At 51.4% G+C, this 22,190-nt stretch carries 15 protein-coding genes; 3 read left to right on the top strand and 12 right to left on the bottom strand.

The window, feature by feature from the left end; translation table 11 throughout:
- Window positions 1-471: 471 nt before the first annotated feature.
- From MKX42_RS01315 to MKX42_RS01290, 6 genes are all read right to left on the bottom strand, one after another.
- The gene (locus MKX42_RS01315; protein ID WP_340750594.1) at window positions 472-2,829 is read right to left on the bottom strand and encodes an SIR2 family protein; all 2,358 of its coding nucleotides are present in this window, start codon (window positions 2,827-2,829) and stop codon (window positions 472-474) included.
- 600 nt (window positions 2,830-3,429) lie between these two features.
- Complete coding sequence (gene rlmH, locus MKX42_RS01310; RefSeq protein ID WP_340750592.1) at window positions 3,430-3,909, bottom strand: 23S rRNA (pseudouridine(1915)-N(3))-methyltransferase RlmH; 480 nt, start codon at window positions 3,907-3,909, stop codon at window positions 3,430-3,432.
- A gap of 159 nt (window positions 3,910-4,068) precedes the next feature.
- Window positions 4,069-5,274 (bottom strand): DUF4179 domain-containing protein, encoded by a 1,206-nt coding sequence (locus MKX42_RS01305; protein ID WP_340750589.1) that lies wholly within the window; start codon window positions 5,272-5,274, stop codon window positions 4,069-4,071.
- A gap of 42 nt (window positions 5,275-5,316) precedes the next feature.
- A complete protein-coding gene (locus MKX42_RS01300) occupies window positions 5,317-7,404 on the bottom strand; it encodes a M56 family metallopeptidase (protein ID WP_340750587.1) in 2,088 nt (695 codons plus the stop codon).
- 2 nt (window positions 7,405-7,406) lie between these two features.
- Window positions 7,407-7,814 (bottom strand): BlaI/MecI/CopY family transcriptional regulator, encoded by a 408-nt coding sequence (locus MKX42_RS01295; protein WP_209987532.1) that lies wholly within the window; start codon window positions 7,812-7,814, stop codon window positions 7,407-7,409.
- A 271-nt stretch (window positions 7,815-8,085) separates the two neighbouring features.
- On the bottom strand, window positions 8,086-10,668 hold the full coding sequence (locus tag MKX42_RS01290; RefSeq protein ID WP_445669289.1) for an S-layer homology domain-containing protein: 2,583 nt from the start codon (window positions 10,666-10,668) through the stop codon (window positions 8,086-8,088).
- Window positions 10,669-10,876: 208 nt separating this feature from the next.
- On the opposite strand from MKX42_RS01290, the gene MKX42_RS01285 reads away from it, so the two are divergent.
- A complete protein-coding gene (locus tag MKX42_RS01285; protein WP_340750585.1) occupies window positions 10,877-13,237 on the top strand; it encodes an AraC family transcriptional regulator in 2,361 nt (786 codons plus the stop codon).
- Between the two features lie 18 nt (window positions 13,238-13,255).
- A complete protein-coding gene (locus MKX42_RS01280; protein ID WP_340750583.1) occupies window positions 13,256-14,932 on the top strand; it encodes an ABC transporter substrate-binding protein in 1,677 nt (558 codons plus the stop codon).
- 24 nt (window positions 14,933-14,956) lie between these two features.
- Here MKX42_RS01280 and nikE read toward each other — a convergent pair whose 3' ends face one another.
- From nikE to MKX42_RS01250, 6 genes are all read right to left on the bottom strand, one after another.
- Window positions 14,957-15,778 (bottom strand): nickel import ATP-binding protein NikE, encoded by an 822-nt coding sequence (gene nikE, locus MKX42_RS01275; RefSeq protein ID WP_340757590.1) that lies wholly within the window; start codon window positions 15,776-15,778, stop codon window positions 14,957-14,959.
- A gap of 20 nt (window positions 15,779-15,798) precedes the next feature.
- A complete protein-coding gene (locus MKX42_RS01270) occupies window positions 15,799-16,623 on the bottom strand; it encodes an ABC transporter ATP-binding protein (protein WP_340750581.1) in 825 nt (274 codons plus the stop codon).
- 19 nt (window positions 16,624-16,642) lie between these two features.
- The gene (nikC, locus tag MKX42_RS01265) at window positions 16,643-17,473 is read right to left on the bottom strand and encodes a nickel ABC transporter permease subunit NikC (protein WP_340750578.1); all 831 of its coding nucleotides are present in this window, start codon (window positions 17,471-17,473) and stop codon (window positions 16,643-16,645) included.
- Window positions 17,470-18,417 carry a nickel ABC transporter permease gene (nikB, locus tag MKX42_RS01260; RefSeq protein ID WP_340750576.1) on the bottom strand — a complete coding sequence of 316 codons (948 nt, stop codon included), beginning with the start codon at window positions 18,415-18,417 and terminating at the stop codon, window positions 17,470-17,472. Before nikB ends, nikC begins: the two co-directional genes overlap by 4 nt.
- Window positions 18,418-18,439: 22 nt before the next feature.
- Window positions 18,440-20,059: a nickel ABC transporter substrate-binding protein gene (gene nikA, locus MKX42_RS01255; RefSeq protein ID WP_340750573.1), complete on the bottom strand. Its 1,620-nt coding sequence runs from the start codon at window positions 20,057-20,059 to the stop codon at window positions 18,440-18,442.
- Between the two features lie 164 nt (window positions 20,060-20,223).
- A complete protein-coding gene (locus MKX42_RS01250; protein ID WP_340750571.1) occupies window positions 20,224-20,583 on the bottom strand; it encodes an ArsR/SmtB family transcription factor in 360 nt (119 codons plus the stop codon).
- A gap of 141 nt (window positions 20,584-20,724) precedes the next feature.
- Between MKX42_RS01250 and MKX42_RS01245 the strand changes: the two genes are divergently transcribed.
- The gene (locus MKX42_RS01245; RefSeq protein WP_340750569.1) at window positions 20,725-22,137 is read left to right on the top strand and encodes an MFS transporter; all 1,413 of its coding nucleotides are present in this window, start codon (window positions 20,725-20,727) and stop codon (window positions 22,135-22,137) included.
- Window positions 22,138-22,190: the final 53 nt, after the last annotated feature.

Raw genomic sequence — 22,190 nt, 5'->3', positions numbered from 1 at the left:
TGCTAATATAATAGAGAAATATTTACCTAATTTTAATAAACCCCAGATTCTAATAAACATCCAAATACAACAACTATTAATACCTCAGACCTTTAGCCAAAACCGCGCAAGAAGCTTTCATCCTAATATGGCAAGGCTTCATTCAGGTACATCATTATTCTATAGCACAAATAAACTCGCAGAAGCCCGTTTACGCACCGTTCCGACCGGAGCGTGACCTATCTAGCTCCTATGGACCTCATGCTGCAAATACAGGCTCCTGCGAGTTTTTTGATTATAAAAAAAGACTCAACGATTGGTCGAGCGAAGTTTCAGTATGACTATATTGAACCCCTGTCCATAAATCGGACAAGGGTTCTTGTCAACGAACTGCAGTTTGGCGAAGTCCATAATCCGCCGTCGCGTGATATCTAAACAAAATTCAGTATATAAATCCTAGGTATACGCTATCGGCTTTTATTATTTTAATAGTTAAACCTTAGCATATTCATACTTCTCAGATATTTCTTGCAATTTTTCGCATATTATCTTTGCTTTATCACATAATTCATGGCTAGGATATTCAGCAATATAGTCTTTGCAAATATTTAGTAAAAGTGAAGCGCTGTAGTCCCTTTTCTTACTCTCTAGCAGCTCACTATTAATGTATTTATAATTAAAATGTAAGTCTAGAAACAATGCATCGTACCCAAGCATAATAGCTTCTCGTTGATTAAAAAACCTTTCCTTATCGTCTTCCTCTAAATTATATAACAAACAACAAATCAATGAGGCAGTTAAAGCAGCTTTATATCTAATAGGTTTATTTCCATCAGCATAAGACTTCTTTGCCCACTTATATGCCTCATCTAATTTTTGTTTGTCAGTGGGAAATAAACGATAAATTGTTTTAGCTCTTTGTAACCAATAGTGCATATCGAAACTTAACTTTTTTTCTAATGATTCGTAAACCTGAAAAATCAAATGACCTGCTCCATGTTTCCCACCAAATAATTGATTTAATGTATCAAATAGAATTACTTCAATATACATTCTATATCTCTGTCTATCATTTTTAAGTTTTAGAACAATATAGTTTATACTTTCTATTATTTCATTTTTAGGTAATGTGTTTAACATAAAAAGCAAAGCAATTTTACTGTTGTGCACAATTTTATAAGCAGAATGAGTGTTAGCCTCATTTCGATCTACAGGAATTTCCTCTATTAAAGTTGGGAACCTTTCTACGAAACTTTGAATTTCTTTTGGGGAAATACCTAAGGCATATACATCTGTCAGGTATACTTTATCCAATACGCACAGCAACAAGATTAAAATTTTCTCTTTATATGTTAGTTTCTTATGGAAATCAGATAATGTGATGCTTATTTTTTGCTCTTCTGAGAGTCTCACTAAGTAATCAATGTTGGTATTACTTCTTCTTCGATTTATTAGACCATATGTATTAGATAATTGCCGACTTATACTTAGCTCAGTCTCATCAAAAAAACTAGGTATTTCAACCATATCAGCACTCATACTATCTAGAATATAATTATCATTCGAATTCACTGAAACAACAATTTTATTTTCTCTTTCTTCCAACAATTGTTGGCTATTTGCTACAAATTTATATGCACTTGAAGAAAGAGAATTACTGTCAAATACGAATAGCGACTTCTTGCACTTAGTAAATAGATTAAAAATAAGTTCTTCATCTACTTGAGATATTGATGGAAAAAAGTAGGTAGTATACTTCTTCTGGCGTTCTAATAAAGAGCATAAAAGAAACGTTTTTCCGCTAAACCTTCTCCCCCTCACTACTACACATGCATTTTTATCAATTTTATTCTCAAGACTTTTAATGATTGTTCTATGGACATGAAGCCCACCTTTATAAAATTCATTATTCTTGCTTTTGAAAATATTTGTTCCCGAGATTAATTCAATTGCTTCTTCCCTTTCACTCTTACCAATTACCATTGGATTCGTATAACTAAAGATATCGGTTTCAGTTTCCATTTGTAGCGCCTTTATTTCCTTAACAAATTCCCGATAAAACAATTCATAGTCTGAAACCAACAATATTTGATTTACTCCATATTCCTCTAAATTTGATAACTCCAAAAAAGTAGGTTCTTTGCTCGTAACATAAATACGTAGAGTATTCCTGTTATCCTCTATCTTTCTAAATATATATTTTAAATCAGGTTCATTTTTCAAACTACAACCAATAAACAATAAGTTTTTTTGCGAATAATCGCCAATTAAATTATTTGAAAAATCCTTATTTTGTTCATTTGTGATAGATTGAAGATATTGCTCGTCACTAAATATTATATTTTCATAGTCTTTATACGTAACTTCGGTTAATGCATCACCATGCAGTTTATACAATAGCCTTATAGAAGTATCTGGTCTATTTAGCTTTTTGTACGGTAATACAGCTTGGAATAGCTTTGTTCTTTCAATACCATCGTCAATATTTAATGTATAAGCATACGACCACGCTAATTCTAGAAAGTCTTTTCGATAATCACTAATTTCTACATGTGTAAAATTATCTCTAAAAAAAATCAATCTTTTTTCTGGTGGCACGAGTTTATAGAAATATTTAGAAGTCTCATTAAAGTCAAAGTCCTTTATATCATCTAATGAGATCTCTTGGCAATTGTCTAGTATAAGTTGCTTCATTATATTTGTTGCCTTATTACCATCAGGTACAACTGAGTTAAAAGATTTACAATTCCCGGTAAAACCAGAACCAAATAGTGGTATTAAGTTTTTATTAAGAAATAATTGTACAATATGCTTAATACCTTGATCCTGAGTTACTAATGAAATACTCATACTTGTCACCTCTTTTTTTCATTATTAATAATACCGGTTGCATAAATCCTAGATTTTTGGGTTTGTACACTTAAATACTCGTCAATTTCATGTACAGGAGCAGCCATATTTACCCTCTAGCTAAAATCGTATTACATAATTCAGCATATATATTCAAAAACTATATTTCCTCTTGTAGTTGAATATCCTCATTTTACCATAATTAATTAACTGCTTGTACACCATGTGAGAAAGAATTTCGTACAACAGGCAAGCAGCTTAATCCGATCTTATGCCACCGTATTCATAGTAAAGTAATCTCTATCCATTTTGGACGGAGGTTGCTTTCTCTTGCTTACCGACAAACCACGAAAGTAGCATGGACAATGAGTACTGCAGTCTAACACATTCAAAACGACTTCCCCTACCAGCAACTCAACATGCAGGGACTTGTGTTGTCTCTCGGCAAAAGTTCGCTGCTGCCTATAGCCTCACCATCTGAGCAGTTCTCCCAAAAATACCCCATACAACAGAAGCACCCCTCGCAAATGAGGTTTTTTAGGATCGGATTCTGAGTAACCCTCTCCTTAAATTGGCGGTTTCACCAGTAAAAACTTGCCCCTACTTGTGATACGGTTCCCCCCGATTAATCTTCACCGCCCGGTAAACCTGCTCCACCAGCACCAGACGCATGAGCTGATGGGGCAGCGTCATGCGGCCGAAGCTCATGCGCTGCTGGGCGCGGCGCATCACCTCATCGGAGAGCCCATGGCTGCCTCCGATGACGAAGACGACATGGCTCGTCCCGTAGGTGCCGAGCCGGTCGATCTCGGCGGCAAGCTCCTCGGAGCTCCAGAGCTTGCCGTCGATCGCGAGCGCAATGACATGCGCCTCGCTCTTAATCTGCGCGAGGATACGCTCCCCCTCGCGTTCCTTAACCTGAACAACCTCCGCGTCGCTGAGGTTATCAGGGGCCTTCTCATCCGCCACCTCAATCATCTGGAATTTGAGGTAGGGCGTGAGCCGTTTCGCATATTCCGCGATGCCGAGCGTCAGATACTTTTCCTTCAATTTGCCTACGCTTATCAGTTGAATTAACATAATTCCTCCATCGGTCTGATCTTGTCATGTCCCTGTATTTTATCACATCCCTGCCCATAACATGCCCTGCTTAGAAGACATTCCCCGCACACCCTGTACCCAACAAAAGAAGAGTCACCCTTCACGGATGGCCCTAAGATACTTCAGATAGCCTGTAATTTACTGCTTAGACATATCAACAATCAGCTGCTGTGTAATCTTACGGTCTTTCATATTGGTGAAATCCAGGCGAAGCGACTGCGGTTTATTCAAGAAGAAGTAGCTCTCTGACACGATTTTCATCTCATGGTCTGCATAGGTATAGACAGAAGCTCCCTCTTGCGATTTATAATCACCGGTTCCGTTCTTGACCAATAGCGATGGATTATATTCCATATAGAAGGTCTCCATAAACTCTCTGTTTTTAAACAATGCTTCGTCTGAGGATAGTGTGGTTATCGTCGTGAACGGTGTCAATTCCAGCTTTACTTTAATCTTGTGCCCTGCCACATCAATCGTTTCCTCCGGCGTCAGTGTACGGGTCTCCTGCTTCCAGACCTTGGGATTGATATCAAAGACCACCTTCAGCACAGGGCTATACTTCACGTTGGACTTGATTACATCATACTTCTTCAGCAGTTCAGGACTGTAGCTGAACGATGAGGTCTGGTCCGGGTTGTCCGCACGGGCCTTTTCGGCGGCAGCGAGCATTTCAGCATCCAGTGCCTTTAGCTGGTTCAGCTCAATGGCGGTTAAGGTGCCTAACTGAAATTGTGCGGCTACTTTTTTGGGCGGCGTGGTCAATGGACTGCTTAACGGAATTTTAGCAATTCCATACATAATATGATCTTTCTTTGCCGGACTAGTGCTTTGAATGGAAGCATCATTCATTTTCTTGCCACTGATGACCTTGCCCGTAACCGCATCAGACAATTGGAGACTATGACCCTTGGGCGGCATGAACACGAATGCTCTCTTACTGTCGGCTTGGGCTGTAAAAAGGATGATCAGCTCATATTTGTCTGCGATGAAGCCGTTCACCGTCAACTGGTAACCGTCTTTTTTGACGACTGTGTTCAGCGGCTGCACCAGATTGTGTTTGATGGCATACTCAACCTGTCGATAACCCTGAATCTCGGGATTTACAAAGGGGGCAAGCGCTGCCGACGGTTTCGCGGCGGTTGCCGAGGCGGCCAAAGCTTGACCTGTCACAGCAAAAGGGCTAAGCACCAGCGCTGCGGTTGTCATGACTGCGACGATGGCGGTAGATAGCCGGTTCCTGGAGGACCGCCGTTTATTTGGTGCCGACCCTTGCTTTTGTTCCTGTCCTGGATGCGTCTGTGCCATATGTTTAATCTCCATTGTATCCCGCTTCATACTAATCATTACTACACTCTCCTTCAATACAAGTTGGTTGTTTCATCCGGATCAGCTCTGATCCTGTCCGGGAACATCAAAGGTCATCTGGTATGTATGCTCAAGATCCTTCATTCCAGTAAGTTTCGCCGGACTCTTCATGAATTCCAGCCGCAGAGATTGCAGCTTATCTAACAAATAATAGCTTTCTGTAACCATCTTCATTTCATAGTCTGTAAACGTAATTGATGAAGTGCCTGGCTGCTGCCTATAGTCTTCCGTTCCAGTCTTGCTCCACCACAGGAATGGAGAACCGTACTTCTCATGGAATGATTTCATAAATTCCTTATTCTTAAACAAAGGTTCATCTGAATAAAAAGTGGCTATGGTTGTTAAGGGTGTCAATTGTAATTTCACTCTGATCTTGTGTCCCGCTACATTAAGCGTTTCTGGCGATGTGATGGTATGCGTCTCTTGCTTCCAGTAATTTGACCTCACATCAAAGGTTGTCTGGAGTGCCGGAGACTCCTGAATGTTGGACTCATTGGCTGCCAGTGTGCGCAAATGGAACTCCACCTTAATCCTTGAGGGCAGGTCCGTCAAAGGAGTCGCGAACTTAAGTCTGGCAACCGCATATGCAATATGCGGCTCCGGGCTGCTGCTGCTGACCAGCGCGTGGGTCCGGCCGTTGATCACCTTGCCGGTAATACCATCCGTAATGATGCATTCTACAAAACGAGGATCACCGGAGAATAGTGACCTACCGCCGTCCACTTTCGCAGTATAGAAGATAAGGAATTGGTTCTTGTCTGCCATGAAGCCTGTCACTGTGACCTGGTAACCGTCTTGCTCAATCTCCACATTCATCGGCACCAGAAGATTATGCCTGATGGCATACTCCGTCTGTTGTTCATCTATGCTCGTTAACGGCACCAGTGTCTCCCCTTGCTCCGTTGCCGTTTCTACGCGTTCCCCCGCAGCAACGACTTCTGCATGCGTGCCAGCGGAATTGGCCTCAGGTTCCGTGACAGCAGAGCCACCGGGCTCCCCAGAGACACCTGTTAGCGTCACGACGCTGAGCAGGGCGACCAGAATTACAGCTGCTGCGGAGACGCGGTAGGAGCCTTTTTTGAAGGATTGAATCATACTGATTCTTCTCCTGATCTGTTGCCGCTGCTGCGGGTTAGAGAAATAAAGATGCCCCCTCCGCTCCCGGACTCGTGAGAAGCGCTTCAGGAACTCTACCAGAGTAAGCCCGTAATCAATTGCCTCCTCTTCTCCCAATACCTCCAGCACATAGGCGTCGCACGCAACCTCTCTATCGATCTTCATCCGCCGGATCGCCAGCCACATCAGGGGATTGAACCAATGTATCGTTGCGGCTAGGCTCCCTAGCAGGTTCCATAGCATATCCCTCCGCTTGTAGTGGGCAAGCTCATGCGCGAGGATGTGCCGCAGCCGGGAAGCATCCAGTTCCCGCAGAGCTTGCTCCGGGACAAAAATCCATGGACGCGTTAGTCCTGACAGATATGGGTTGTTAGCCGAACCTCCGGTATAGATAGGTATCGCTCTCCTGATTCCAAACTGGCGTCTGGTAGCAAGAACCACCTTAAGAATCTCCGGGGCATTCACCCGTCTAAGCCGTCTGCGTTCGCGGTGCATCCGCCGGATATACAGGAGTCCATTCAACAGCATAAACGCAGCACCCAGTAGCCAGATCATGGTGCCGATCTTCATCCAGAGCGGGTAGCCTGCGGCTTGCGCAGAGCTGCGGTTATCCGCTACAGCACCATCCTTCTGCCGGACTGTGTCTGCCTGCCCCTGTACATTCAGAGCGGTGTTATTGACCGGATATGTAACCCGATCTCCCTCTCCCGGCGGAAGCTCCTGATACTCACCCTGAGAAGCCCCGATGTCCGGCCCCTTGTCCAGGATAGTTGTTAAGAGATGCTTACTATTGCCGAGAATATGCAACATGCTGACAGGGCTGTCCGGTACGGCAGGCAATAATAGCCGGGCGATAACAAGCAGCCACAGGAGGTAACGCACCCGGGCGTTGATGAATCTCCGCAGAACATATTGAATGAACAATACAGCCAGAATCACCATGCTTGCCGCCAGTGTCTGTTCCGCGATACCGGCAAACCATCCGTAGACCATATTCATTCCTGCTTACCTGAGTTGCCGCTGGTACCCTGCGACTTCTTCTCCCTCAGCAGCTGTTCGAGTTGTTCAATCTCCTGCTTGGACAGCTCGACATCCTCCAGGAAGCTGGTTACCATTAACTGGGTAGCCCCGCCAAATACGCGCTTCAGGAAAGAGCGGCTCTCGGCCCGGACACACTCATTCTCTGACACCAGCGGATAATAGAGATAGCTCCGGCCGGATTTCTCATACGCTATCGCCTTCTTCTTAAGCAGCCGGGTGACGAAGGTGCGCACCGTCTGCTCGCTCCATTCCACAGATGCAGGCAGGAGCCGGGTGATTTGTTCCGAGGTGAGCGGATGATGCTCCCAGATAATCTTCATAATTTCCCATTCGGCTTCCGAAATCTTCGGCGTTGTACTCATCATAACAGCTCCATTCCGTGGTGGCGGCATTAGATCTACAAGTGTAGATACAATCTCTGTTCTATACATTACACTTGTAGATTGAATTTGTCAAATATGCCCTTATTGTCCCGCATTGTGATGAATGCACGCAAAACGACACCCAAAGTGGCTAAGTGACTGTAACATAGCAAAAAGCACAAGCCAACGGCTTGTACTTCCTGCTTTCTATCCATAAGAATTCTTACTTACAGCCTACCTCTCACTCACTTGCAGTTAACAACCCCGCTGCCTACAAGCCCGCAATCAAAGCCTTAACCGAGCTGTCGCTCTCCAGCGCGCGGATAATCACAGCCACCGCTTCGGCGCGGGTAGCCTGACTCTTTGGCGCGAACGCAGAAGCAGAGATGCCCTTCACCAGATTAGCCGAAGCGGCCTGGCGGATGGCGTCAGCTGCCCAGTAGCTGCTGCTGACATCGGTGAAGCTCGCCGGGGTGCCAGTCTGAAGCGCACCGAGATTCAGCACACGGCCGATAATCGTGACCATCTCAGCTCGGGTAATGGTCGCCCCTGGCTTGAAGCTGCCGTCTGCGTAGCCGGTTACGATGCCTTTGTCCGCCAAGGCACCGATATAGCCAGCCGCCCAATTGGAGGCTGTATCCCCAAATTTAGAGGCCTCCGATGTAGTGCCTATCCCGAAGGAGCGGGCGATCATCGCTGCGAATTCAGCTCTGGTCACCGGTGCATCCGGACGGAAGGTGCCGTCCGCATAGCCGCTGATGATCTGCAGCTTCACGGCTGTAGCGATGGTGCTGCTGCCCCAGTGGCCTGCGGTATCCTTGAAGCTGATGCTCTCATTCTTCGAAGCCGCAATAGCTTCAGTCACGGTCTTGTATACTGTCTCGCGGCTCACCACTCCGGATTGGAACGGATTAACGCCGCTCTGTGGCTGTTTTTCCGGTTCAGCAGGAGTAGTGCTTCCATTCCCTGGAGTGGTGCCGGCAGTCCCTGGTACCGTGCCGGTATTTCCAGCCGGAGTACCCGGCGTTCCGCCCGGATTACCGCCGCCAGTTCCTCCGCTTGTCGTATCTGTAATACTAAGCGCGATCTGATCGCTCAGGTAGACGACCTGGGCGTTATATTTGCTTGGCAATCCTTCAACCTGCACGGAAGCAAACTGCCCGCTGCGCTGGCTGACGCCATGCGTAATGAGCGGAATCAGGCCGCTGCCTGGAACGTAGCTGTTCGCGAAGTTCACCTTCAGCTTCCCGTCAACCTTCAGGGCACCCTCAACTTCAAGGATATCGTCTGCTCCGGTAAGGCCCAGGACAAGCGTACCTTCGGAGGCTTGGGTGAAGCTGCCGCCGATCACTATTTTACCGTAGACGTTCTCAACTACAGAACCGCCGGTATTCGTCACATTCCCTTTGCCGAAGGCTGTTGCCGTGTCTCCTTCCAGGACACCCGCGTTCACTTCAGTACCGCCGGAATACGTGTTGCTGCCCGCGAGCTTAAGCGTGCCTGTACCCTCCTTGGTCAGTCCGCCCGTCCCGGAGATATCATTGCGCCAGCGGTCTGCGGCATGGAAGCCGCCCTTCGCAGCGTCCATCGCTACCGTTACAGGCTCAGCGAATGCACCGTACCCGTCAGCAGCGGCGAACAGGTTCAATCGTCCCCAGCCTTCGGGATCATCCAACAGTGGATAACCGGAAGGGAGTGCCGTTGTTACGAGAACTGCTCTACGCTGATCCGCAGTCAGGTAAGGCAGGCGGGTCTCCAGCAAGACCTCCGCTCCCTTAGGAGCAACAGCAGGCACAGTCGTGGAGTGAATCTGAGGGAAGCCGTAGGTCAGCCGCTGGGTATACTGGGCCTTATTCTTCGCATAATCCGTGAACCGGTCTTCTGCGGTACCCGTCTGTGTGAGCAGCACCTCATGAGCCTGAGTGTAGGCCGCCTGCTTCAATGCCGCATTATCCGGGTCTGTCAGCGCACCTGCTGCGAAAGCCATTGCCGTCACTCGTCCGCCCATAACATCCAGCGGTGAGTGCATCCCGGCGACGACACGGTTGTTGCCCATCTCCGAGGCCCGGGTCATCAGCTCCTGGAAGCGCTCAGGTACGGAGTACGCCAGAGCCAGGGCCGCCAGATAGGAAGCGTTGGTATGTCCGCTCGGGAAGCCGCCGTCTGTGGCAGGCGTCTTGCTCATCGCCGGCACCAGTGTCGGTACGATGACAGAGGTATCCTTCCAGCGGAACGGACGCTTGTAGCTGTAGAAGTTCTTGGCCTGGCTGGTTGAAGCATAATTGCCGCGGATGATTCCGATCAGGTCTACCATTTTGCCCAAGCTTGAATTGGAATCACCGGCCTTGTTGCTGTCATTACCGTCACTATATTTCACGGAAGTCGCATCATCTGGAATGCTGTTAATGGTCGTGAAGGTCCCTGACATCGTACGGTACACCTCAGATAATGGTCCAAGGCCGTCAGCCGCTCCATAGGTCTGGTTCCGCCGGTCATCGTAATACGCTGCCTCCTCCTCTGCCGGAGTACGGGTCTTAGACAGATCCGCCACATACTGAATGTTGTAATCCAGCACACTGCTGTTCAGCTTCGTTCCGGTATCCCAGGTGGCGCCCGGTGTCCAGAGATCCAGGAAGCCGGAGAGAACGCCGATCGAGGGATTGGAATACACCGCCGTATTCACAGGTGTGTTATTCTTATAAGTATCTACGAAATGTCCCCAAGCCGGAGCAGCTGGCAGCTCAGTTAATGAATTACCCGTGGCCGCCTCTGCAGGATGTACCGCGATAGAATTCGTGAGGAGTACCAGACCTGCCGTAACAGACAACAGCTTTCTTTTCGACTTCAAGTTCAATGTGTCAGCCCCTATCTTGTTATTTTGATTGCCTGAATCGGACTCAATATAGCACCTGCCTCCACCGCCGCTCAATAACACAATTTCGCAATTCTATGATTTTGGGAACAATTCAGCTTTTTTCCGGCCATTTTACATGGATTTAACATGAATCCCGAACAGATTGGTGAGGGGCTAGTGTATAATCCGCCTGGGAGGAGAATACATCTTGCGAAAATGGAACTCTGCCTTTGCCGCCCTAGCCGCTTCATACATCTCAGTTGTGTTAGTCATTGTCCTCTTACTCTGCTCTGCCTTCTATCTGTATTTCTCGAACCATTATAAGGAAGAGCTTCAGGGCCGTAACCGGCTCATCCTTGACAATACCGCTCGTACCCTTGAAGCCTCCGTGCTTCAGCGGGTCCAGCAGATCTATCTGGAAGTCTCTCTGAACCAGCGGGCTGCGCTCCGTATGTTGCCAGATGCCTCACTTCCAGCGAATCTCAGCAAGGTAAGCAGTCTCCAGGAGTCGCTGAACATGCAGGTATCCAATCATTCGGACCTGATTCAAGCCGTACATCTATATGCTCCCAGGCAGCATCTCCTGCTGTCCTCGCTGTATGGGCTGAAATTCCGTGCGGACCAGCAGGCGGGTGCCGCCTACTGGATGGATTGGGTGAACGGCATGAACCTTAATTCCCGTAACAGCCTCTGGACGGAGGCCCGTTTCGTGCCGGACGATATCGTCTCCAGCATCCCCGGCGGCAGCGGCAGCCAGCTGATCACCTATGTGCACAGCTATCCGTTCCAGTCCCCCGGGGCAGCCAGTGAGCTGCTGATTGCCATTGATCTGAAGGAGAGTGCCCTGCGCGCCATTCTGCAGAATATGATGCCTGCCCGCTATCAGAGCAGCTTCATTGCTACGCCCTCCGGCGGAATCGTGGCCGGCTCGAATCCGGATGCTGCGGCCCAGGCCGATACCTATGCTGCCAGTATCTCGAATGCGCTAGCCTCTCCTGAGACATCCGGTAACATGAGCCAGGAGATCGGGGGCAGCACCTACATCATTTCCTATCAGGACCTGCCGACCACCGGGTGGAAGCTCTTCAGTGCGGCTCCGGCGAACCTGTTCTATGAGAAATGGCTCGTTGTCCAAAGGGTCATCCTCTCCCTGTGTCTGCTTGCTCTATTGGTAGGAATCTGTCTGTCCGGCATTCTGGCCAAATTGAATTACAGTCCGCTTAAGCGGCTGCTTCGGACTATCAAGGACCTCTACGGCCCGGGGCGTGAGGTGCCAGGAGTGCGGGGACCAGCCCTTAACGAATTCGGAATTATTGACTCCGCCTTCATCCGCCTGAACGACAAAATCACCACACTGGAGGGGACGCTTGAGGCCAGCAGTCCGCATATCCGGCAGAACATGATCCTGAATCTCCTTCAGGACAGCCCTGCCCAGGGCAGCGTAACTGTAGATCCGCAATTCCTGGGACTCTCCCCGGAACACCGCCATTACTGTTGCCTGCTCCTCAACACCCGTGGAGCCTACGCCCGCATGAGTCTACGCGGCTTGCAGGCAGCCATGAGCGGGATGACCGGGACGCTTGAGGCGATCCGGCTTCAAGGAATCCGCATTCTGGCTGAGGAGCTGCCGGACAAGCAGACCGTTGTCATTATCAGCGCGCGCGAAGCCTCCGGGACGCTGCTCAAACAGCTCTCGGACCGGATTACAGCAGCGGCGGAGCAGCAGTTCCAGCTGAATATTCAGCTCTCGCAGGGCTGCTGGGTGGATGCCATCAGCCTTCTCCACACGAGCTACGCTGAAGCGCAGACCTTGATGAAATATGCTTATTTTCTGCCGGAGAGCAGGGTCTTGAAGGACCGGGAGCTGCTGATGAAGGAGCAGAGTCTTGACGAAATCCCGCAGCCTGTGCTGATGAGATTCAAGGATAAGCTGCAGACCCGGCAGCTGGATGAGACTCTGGCCGCGCTGGAGCAGCTGATAGCCGTCATGCGGGAAGGCAGCTACCCGGCGGATTATTGCCACTTCGTTCTGGCGAACACCGTATTTATGTACTCAGATTATCTGAAAAGCATCCGCTACACCCCTTCCGCCCACGGGCCTCTGGATCTGTATAACGAATATATTGCCCTGCCGGATATCCGGCATTTGCAGGAGTGGTTCGCCGCTTCCATCGGCACCTTCATTATGGAGACGCAGAAGCGGAACAGTGACCGCGCACTCTCGACCATTGAAGCGGCCAAGGCCTATATCGGGGAGCATCTGTCCGGGGATCTATCGCTGGATGCCGTATCCGGCAAGGTCTTCATCAGTCCCAAGTATCTAAGCAAGCTGTTCAAGGAAGAGCTGGGGATCACCTACATTGACTATATTACGGGCATACGGATGGAAGAGGCCCGGCGGCTGATTGAGAACAACAACATGTCGATCGAACAAATTGCCGGCACGGTCGGTTATGGAACGACTCCCTACTTCATCAAGCGCTTCAAGGAGATCTACGGCTGTACGCCGGGGAATTATCTGCGAACCGTGAATACACTGCCGCCGCAGGCAGAGATTAGCCTGGGATAAGGAGGGTGCCATATGTATATGTATAAAAGATTAGTGCTCTTGCCCCTCCTGGGGCTGATCTGCGGCTGCAGCGGGCAGTCCGCTTCCCTCTCGTCTGCGCCTGGACAAGAGCTGCCGGACACATCCGTTTCCGCTTCTGATTCTGCTGATTCTGCTGTGCCTGCTGCCTCTGCCCCGAAGCTCAAAATCTCCTGGACGATGCATCAGAATCTGCCGGTTGCGGAGGATGCCGTAATGGTGCGGGAGCTGGAGCAGAAGTTCAAGGTAGATCTGGAGTTCTGGAATCTGCCGAATAACAAATACGAATCCCTGCTCGACCTGAAGCTGGTGCAAGGCAGCATTCCCGACCTGTTCCGGGTCCGGCAGACCCAGGATCTGCTGAAGTACCAGCAGCAGGGCGTGCTCGCCCCTATTCCTGAGGAATTGCTGAACACCTACGCTCCCAATATTCTTAAGGCCATCCGCGAGAATGCACCCGCCTATCAGCAATATGGGCGCATTAACGGGTCCTATTATGGCATTCCAGTCATTAATCCTACCAATATCTATCGGGTCCCTGTGGTCTACCGGCAGGATTGGCTGGATAAGCTCGGCCTTAAGGTGCCGGACACCCTGGCCGATTTCGAGAAATTCATCTATGCCATAGCGAACGAAGACCCGGACGGCAACGGGATCCGGGACACCTATGGCTTGTCTCAGGAGGGCATGAATGTGGTCTTCGGCGCATTCGGGCAGATGGTCTTCACGGATCAGCTCTACTTCAGCCGGAAGGATCAGGGGCTGGTCATTGGCGCTCTGGAGCCGGATATGCAGGAAGCACTGCGTTATCTCCGCAAATGGTACAAGGACGGGGTCATTGATCCCGAGTTCATCACCGGGGAGAATAGCGGAGGCTACAAGCATCTGTCGCACGCCTTCATTAACGGACGGATCGGCATGACCTCCATGGGCAATTATTATCACTGGACACAGGCAGGAGATTATACGGACTGGAAACTGGATGACCAGAAGGCAGCCAGGCTGGTTCCGGTAGAAGCAATGTTTAACGTCAAGGAGTTAACCGCGAAGCATCCGCAGGCCAAGATCGCTTTCGGGCGGCCGGTTAGCGGTCCGGACGGCAAACGCGGCTCCAAAGCCTACGATATGCTGATGAGCTTCACCGCCATTGGCGCGGATGCTACCCAGGAGCCGGGCAAGCTGGAGAAGATCCTCCAGCTGCTGGACTACGTCAGCGCAAATCCTGACCCCGATGAGGCGGCATCTCTGCAGTATGGTATTCAGGGGACACACTGGGACTGGGCCGGAACGGACAAGAAGGACATCATCCTGCTGCCGCCGTATAACCATATGTTCAGCTACCAGAATACGATCGGCGCGGGGATCGGCATGACCCTGCCCATCCTTCCTGCCGGACGGAGCGAGCAATGGGCGGCAACCCTGGGGCTGGATCACGACGGAATCTATAATGCTCTGGAGGTAGCTACGCCCTCTCTGATCAGGAACAGCCCTGGGCTTATTAAGCTAAGAGACCAGGCATATATTGCCTTCATCACCGGGGAGCGTCCGCTTGAGGAATTCGGAGAGTTCGTGGAGGAGTTCCTGGCGTCGGGCGGAGCGGAGGTACTGGCGGAAGCAAATGAGTCCTATAAGGAGCTTGATCCACATCAAAAAGGTGAGCAAGAGGCGAGACCATAGTCTCCTCTGTTGCTCACCGGATGTTTACCGTTGTGCAGCATTCCCAGGCAGATCCCTGTGCCGGTTCCGCGGATGCTCCGCAAGCATGGAGTCGAGCAAGCCCCGAACCGCAGGATGAGAGGAATGCAGGAACTGCTCCTTGCTGTCGTTATATTCCACGATCCTGCCCTGATCCATGACAGCCAGTGCGTCTGAGATCATACAGGCGGCCTTAATATCATGGGTGATGAACAGATATGACAGGCCGAACGCAGCCCGCAGCTCCCCCAGCAGCCGCAGAATAGTAGTCTGGTTAATCATATCCAGACTACTAACCGCCTCATCCAACACGATGAGCTTAGGCTTGAGCGCAATCGCTCTGGCAATATTAATCCGCTGCAGCTGTCCTCCGCTGAACTGGTAGGGCTGCTTCTGCATGTCTGCCGCGCTTAGTCCGACACACTCCAGCAGCTCGCCTACCGTCCGCTTCTGCTCCTGAACACTCAAGGATTCGTAGTTGGACAGCGGCTCGCCAATAATCTGCTCGGCTGTCATCCGGGGATTCACGGCTGAATAACAATCCTGAAAGACCACCTGCAGATCGCGGCGTATGGTCCTGCGCGCCTGCGGACTCAGCTTATACAGATCCTGGCCTTGAATCAGCACCTGGCCCGCGCGGGGCGGCTCCAGCCCGAGAATAACCCGGCCCAGTGTGCTTTTACCGGCTCCGCTTGATCCCAGCAGCCCCAGGCAGGTTCCCTCCTCTATATGAAGAGACACGCCGGACAGCACAGGTTCCTGCTTCTCCGAACGCCTCCACCGGCGGGATGCAGCATAGGTATGGGTAACTTCCCTAACCTCAAGCATGTATTCTGCCGCTATTCCAGTCATAGCTGGCCCCCTAACTGCGGACTAAGCTGAAGCAGCGGCCTTGCCGCAAGCAGCTCCCGGGTATATTCATGCCGGGGATGGTCGAACAACTCGAATACATCAGCGGTCTCAACAATCCGCCCGTGCTGCATGACCGCAACTTCATCAGCCAGCTCCGCAATGACGCCGAGGTCATGGGAGATCAGCAGAATAGCAGTTCCATGCTCCTGCCGAATTCGGTCCAGCTGCCGCAGCACCTGAAGCTGATTGGATACATCCAGAGCCGTAGTAGGTTCATCGGCAATGATCACGGAGGGCTTCAGGCACAGGGTGAGCGCCAGCATCACCCGCTGGAGCATCCCGCCGCTCAGCTCATAAGGATACTTGTGCAGTAGCGCTGCGGGATCAGGCAGATTCACATCGGCCAGGGAACGGACCATGCAGGCTCTGGCTTCTTTTTTCCCCAGCTTCATATGTGTACGAATCGACTCCACGAATTGCGCACCAATGGTATACACCGGAGAGAAGGCCGTCATCGGATTCTGCATAATCAGCGCAAGACTACTGCCGCGAAGCCTGCGCATGTCCTTCTCCGGCAGCCCGTTCAGCTCACAGGTATGCAGCCGGATACTGCCTTCGATCACGCTCGTCTGCCGGTCTAGCATCTGAAGGAGCGCCAGCGCCGTAACGGTTTTTCCGCTGCCGCTGCCCCCCACAAGACCCAGCACACGCCCCGGCTTCAGCTCCAGATTAACATCCTCAATAAGGGGCAGAACTCCTGCCGCTGTCTCCACAGATACCTTCAGACCCTTCACCTGCAGCAGAACTTCCGCTTGTTCCATGATTCGCTCATTCCTTCTTTCAGGAGCCTCGTTTGATCCCATACCGTTCAGACAGCGCCTCGCCCAACAGATTAAACGAAGCTACAACCATAATAATCATCAAGCCCGGATAGAGCATCAGCTCGGGATGATTGCGGATGAAGGATTTCCCTTCGTTCAGCATCGCCCCCCATTCCGGTGTAGGCGCCTGGACGCCCAGGCCCAGGAAGGACATCGCGGAGATATCCATAATCGCCCAGCCCATCTCCAGCGTCCCAATCACCACAATCGACGGCAGAATGTTGGGAATAAGGTGCCTGCTCATGATCTGCCATGGGGAGGAGCCGCTGATCCGCGCTGCCGTGATGAAATTGCGCTCCTTCAGGCTGACAATCATATTCCGGAACATCCGGGCGAAGTACACCCACTGCACCAGCATCAGCGCAATAACCAATTGAGACAGGCCCGGCCCCAGAATCCCGATTAGACCGAAGACCAGAATCATACTGGGAAAAGACATAATGCCATCGCACAACCGCATCAGCACAGCATCCAGCCACCCGCCGATGTACCCCGAAACCACACCTGCGAGCAGTCCCACCCCTAAAGAAGCGGCAAAAACAAGTGAAGCAAAGCCCAGCGAAATCCGTGTTCCATACAGCAGCCTGGATAGATTGTCCCGCCCCAGCTGATCTGTCCCAAGAAGATATTCCCACGAAGGCGGACTGAGCTTCGCTGCCAGGTTCACCCGTATCGGGTCATGCGGTGAGATCCACGGGGCCAACAGGCCGGCAAGTCCAAACAGGATCAGCAGGCTGCCGCAGATCATGATCACTCTCCTGCCTTTGAGACGGCTGCTTAAGTTATTCATCCTTGACTGGCCCTCCCTTTACGCGCAATTCGCGGGTCCAGGAACAGCTGCAGCAGATCGGCGATCAGATTGCTCCCGGCAATCACACAGACGGAGAGCATGACATAGCATTGAATCACCGGAATGTCACGGTTAATGATCGCTTCAATGAAGTACCGGCCGAAGCCCGGCCAGGAGAATACCTGTTCTACGATAATCGCTCCTGTCAGCAGCTTCCCCAGATTGATGCCCAGTCCTGTAATAAGCGGTGCTATGGCAATTCTCAGCACGTATTTATACAGAATCACACGCTCCTTAATCCCTCTGGCCCGGGCATAACGGACATAAGCCTCCTTCAGTTCCTCCAGAACGGTCGTCCGCAGCAGACGCGCGTAGATGGCAATCAGCCAGAGGGCCAGGGTAATAGACGGTAGAATCAGATGCTGCACAGACCCTCTGCCCTCCACAGGCAGCCATTCCAGCTTGACCGAGATGAAGAACATCAGCAGATAGCCGATCCAGAAGACCGGAACACAGGCGCCGATATAGGCGAATACCCGGATCACATGATCCACCAGCCGGTTTTTGTAAATCGCCGCCAGCACCCCAAGCGGGATGCTGACCACCAGCGCCAGCACGATACTGGCGGACGCAAGCTGAAGCGTTGCGGGCAGCTTCTGGGCAACCTCTCCCCATACGGGCATATTGGACAGATAGGAATGGCCGAAATCCAGCCGGAGCAGCCGGCCTACCGATTGAACATATTGCGTCAGCAGCGGCTGGTCCAGCCCGAATTCATGCCGCTTGGCGGCCAGCACTTCATCATCCGGCTGGATATGGGCCGCTGCCAGATAAGCCTCAGCCGGGTCGACCGGCCCCACCCGGATCATCACGAACATCAGCAATGAGGAGAACAGAAGGATGGGGATGATCGCCAGCACTCTTTTTCCAATATATATGCCCACTTAGAACCCTCCCGCGTGACTGCTAGTTCTTCTTGGTGCCTTGAAGCGGATATTCATCCCGGTTGGACGGGAACTTGAACTCAGTCACATTGTCCCGGTACACTGCCATCTGCTTGATGTAAGAGATCGGAAGGATCGAAGACTGTTCCTGCAGCGTAGTGAGCACAGAGCTGAACAGCCCGGTACGGGCATTATCATCTGTTGTTGCCATCCCTGCTTTGATTTTCTTATCAATCTCAGCTTTCATCGGCAAGGCCGCCAGGGTATCCGAGACCCCATAGCCCGGCTGAACCACGGCTGTCATGAAGGAATGCGGGTCATACGGCGCACCAAAGGTCGAGTAGAAATTCATATCGAACTCATTGGCCTTTCTGCGCTGGATGTAGACGGTCAGCTCGACGCCGGTGATTTTCAGATTCACACCGATCCCCGCCCATTCAGCTTGCAGAGTCTCCGCCATCGCCTTCATCGTCTGATCCGCCTTGTCATACATCAGCTCCAGCTCAAGCTGCTGTCCATGCTTCTCCCGCACGCCCACACCTGAAGGCAGCTTCCAGCCCGCTTCATCCAGCAGCGCATTCGCCTGCTCCACATCATATTTTACCGGGCTCACCTTGATATTGGTATAAGGCAGATTCGGCGGCAGGATATTGTCCGCCTTCTCCTCCAGCCCCAGCGTCACGCCTTCGACCATCGCTTCCTTATTGAAGCCCATGCTAAGTGCCTGACGGACCTTAAGATCAGCCAGCTTCGCGTTCATGGTATTCAGCACCAGATTGCGGGTTGCGACCGGCTCAGACAGCTTAGTGACATATTTTCCGCTGCTCTCAAGCTCCTTGTAGGCGTCATAGCTGATGAGACCTTCGCCGTAGATCAGGTCCAGATCCCCTTTTTCAAAAGACAGCACACGGGTCTGTGCATCCGGGATCACCTTCACCACCACCTTGTCCACCTTCGGCTTATCGCCCCAATAGTAAGGATTCGGTGTAAAGGTTGCCGATTCATCCTTCTTATACTCGCTTAGCACCCAAGGTCCGGTTCCAATCGGGCTGCGAATGCCCTTGGACGTATCGCCATCCTCGGGGAAGCCCGCCTCGCCAAGGAAGCGTACCGGCCGCACCACCGCAAGATCGTACAGTGCCGGGTAATACGATTCCGTCAGCGTGAGCCGGAACGTAGTGTCATCAAGCGCCTCTGTCTTCTCAATCAGCGGGATCACGCCCAGCCACGTGTGCAGCTTCTTATTATGTAAGACCGCATCCATATTCTTCTTCACCAGCTGTGCGGTAAAAGCCGTGCCGTCCGAGAACTTGACGTTGCTGCGGATCTTGAACGTGTATACCTTGCCATCCTGCGACAGTGTCCAGGATTCGGCCAGAGCCGGAACAAGCTTCCCGTCCTGATAACTGACAAGCGGCTCATAGATCATAGACTGGGCTAACAGCTGGGACGGATTATATAAATGCGGATTCATCGGTCCGATATCCCGGGGCCACGCCATTGTAATGGTCTTCGTGGCTTGCGGGTCTCCGGCAGCCGATGATTTCTCCGTAGTATTCGATGAACAGCCTGCAGCGGCCATGGAGATAACCAATAATACGAGCAGGCCTTGCAGCAGCCTCTTACCTTTAGATGCGAACATAGCGTTGACTTCCTCTTTTCTAATCGAGAATGATTATCATTACAATTTAAAATATTACTGCAACCGATACAATTCTGTCAATGGTAACGCTTGTATGCTCTAAACAGATCAAAAAACCACCCCAGAACCCGGAGTGGCGATGATATCATGCGTAATATAATTAATTATCCCTGTTCTTGCCCTTCTTCTTCCGCTTCCCCGAATCCCTCATCTGGGCCAGGACGGACGTAAGCCTGCAATACGGAATCCAGCAGCCCGGGGAACCGTTCGTCGAGATCTTCCGTCCGCAGGGACAGAATACGCTGGGTACCCTGCACCCGGGTATGAATGACACCCGCCTCGCGCAGCGTCCGGGCATGGTGGGTCAACGTGGACTTGGCAATCGGCACCTTGAAGCTGTTGCAGGCCTTGGGGCCGTGGTTACAGATCTCCGACACTACATATAGACGGATCGGGTCGCTAAGCGCATAGAGCACCGAGGCGAGCTGAATGTCCTTGCGGTCCGGATGATGGAGCTGCTTCATGAATAAGACTCCTTCAGAGTATATAATAGTACTTCTTTTCACGATGATTTCCTAATTGCATTTTACATTAGCGCATGCTATATTTCAATAGTTCGTAAGTAATCGAACTATATAATAACTTAATGAAGGAGTGGCTTTCTCATGACCTCATCACCTGCTTCTGAGGGCGATCAAGAGCATTCAATAGCTGCTCTGGAAGCGGCTCTTCCACGGGAAGGACTGCTAACTCTGCTATTCAGCGTTGCTGTCGTCCTCGTTATTATGAACACAGCGATGTTCAATCTGGCCCTGCCTGATGTGACCGAGACCTTCGGCATCACCGCAGCGTCCGCCTCCTGGATTGTAACCGGGTATTCCATCATGTTCTCTATTGCCTCAATCACATACAGCCGGCTCTCGGACTTTCTGCCGATCCGCCGGTTGCTGATTATCGGGCTGCTCACCTTAGGGCTTGCTGCTGTGGCCGGATTCTTCAGCACCAGCTTCATTTTCCTGCTGATTGTGCGTATTCTGCAAGCCTCAGGTGCAGGCGCCGTGATGTCGCTGTCCCTTGTGCTGTTCACCCGCTACATTCCGCAGGCCCGGCGCGGCAAAGCCATGGCGACGATCATGTCAGCCGTCTCCCTGGGACTGGGTCTGGGTCCGGTAGCCGGCGGCTCCATTGTTGAATACCTCGGCTGGACCTGGCTGTTCGCAGTCACTGCCGCCATTCTGCTGCTGGTGCCGCTGTTCCTGATCCTGCTGCCTAAGGAAGTTCCGGCTAGCGGCTCATTCGACGTCCTGGGCGGGATCTTCCTCGGCGTGGGTACTACAGGCCTGCTGCTGTTCCTGACCAGCGGACTATGGATCGCACTGATCGCCGGTATCGCCGCGATTGCCTTATTTGTAGGGCGTATCCGCACAACCCCTGATCCATTCGTGCTGCCCGCGCTGTTCAGCAACCGGCCATATCTCGTACTGGCACTGATCGGGGTTGCCTCTTACCTGTGCAGCTTCGCTACCCTGTTCCTGCTGCCGCAGATTCTGACTCACCGCTTCGGCTTCAGCGCCAGCCATGCCGGTCTGGTCATCTTCCCGGGCTCACTGCTGGCCATCTTCGTCTCCCGCCTGGTCGGACGGATGATTGACCGCTACGGCAACACCGGAATTCTGCGCTTCGCACCGCTGCTCGTTCTGGCCGCCACCGTATTGTTCGCCCTATTCGCCGGACAATCCTGGATCGCCGTCATGCTCGTCTACATGATCATGAGCCTGTCCTTCACTGTACTGTCGAGCAGTGTGTCGAATGAAATCTCGCGTATCCTGCCTGCTTCGCAGATCGGCTCCGGGATGGGACTCTTCCAGCTGCTGCAGTTCTTCAGCGGTGCCTTCAGCGTAGCGATGGCCGCCAGCGCCCTGGAATGGCAGCGCAGCCTGCCGCTTCAGGCCGCTTACTCCAACATCTACTGGGGCTTATCAGTTGCGGCAATCGTGGCGATTGGCTCCGCCTTCATCTACCTGCGGGGCAGTCAGCGAAGCCCGCTGTCCGAGATCGCGAAAGCCGCAGACTGCTAGAGACATTTTAGGTAATGCTAAATCCGCAACTGTACCCTTCGCACATACGCCCG

The organism is Paenibacillus sp. FSL R7-0204, from assembly GCF_038002225.1.
In the GTDB taxonomy this organism is placed as follows: Bacteria; Bacillota; Bacilli; order Paenibacillales; family Paenibacillaceae; genus Paenibacillus_AQ.
This window is presented reverse-complemented; position numbering and strand designations above follow the sequence as displayed.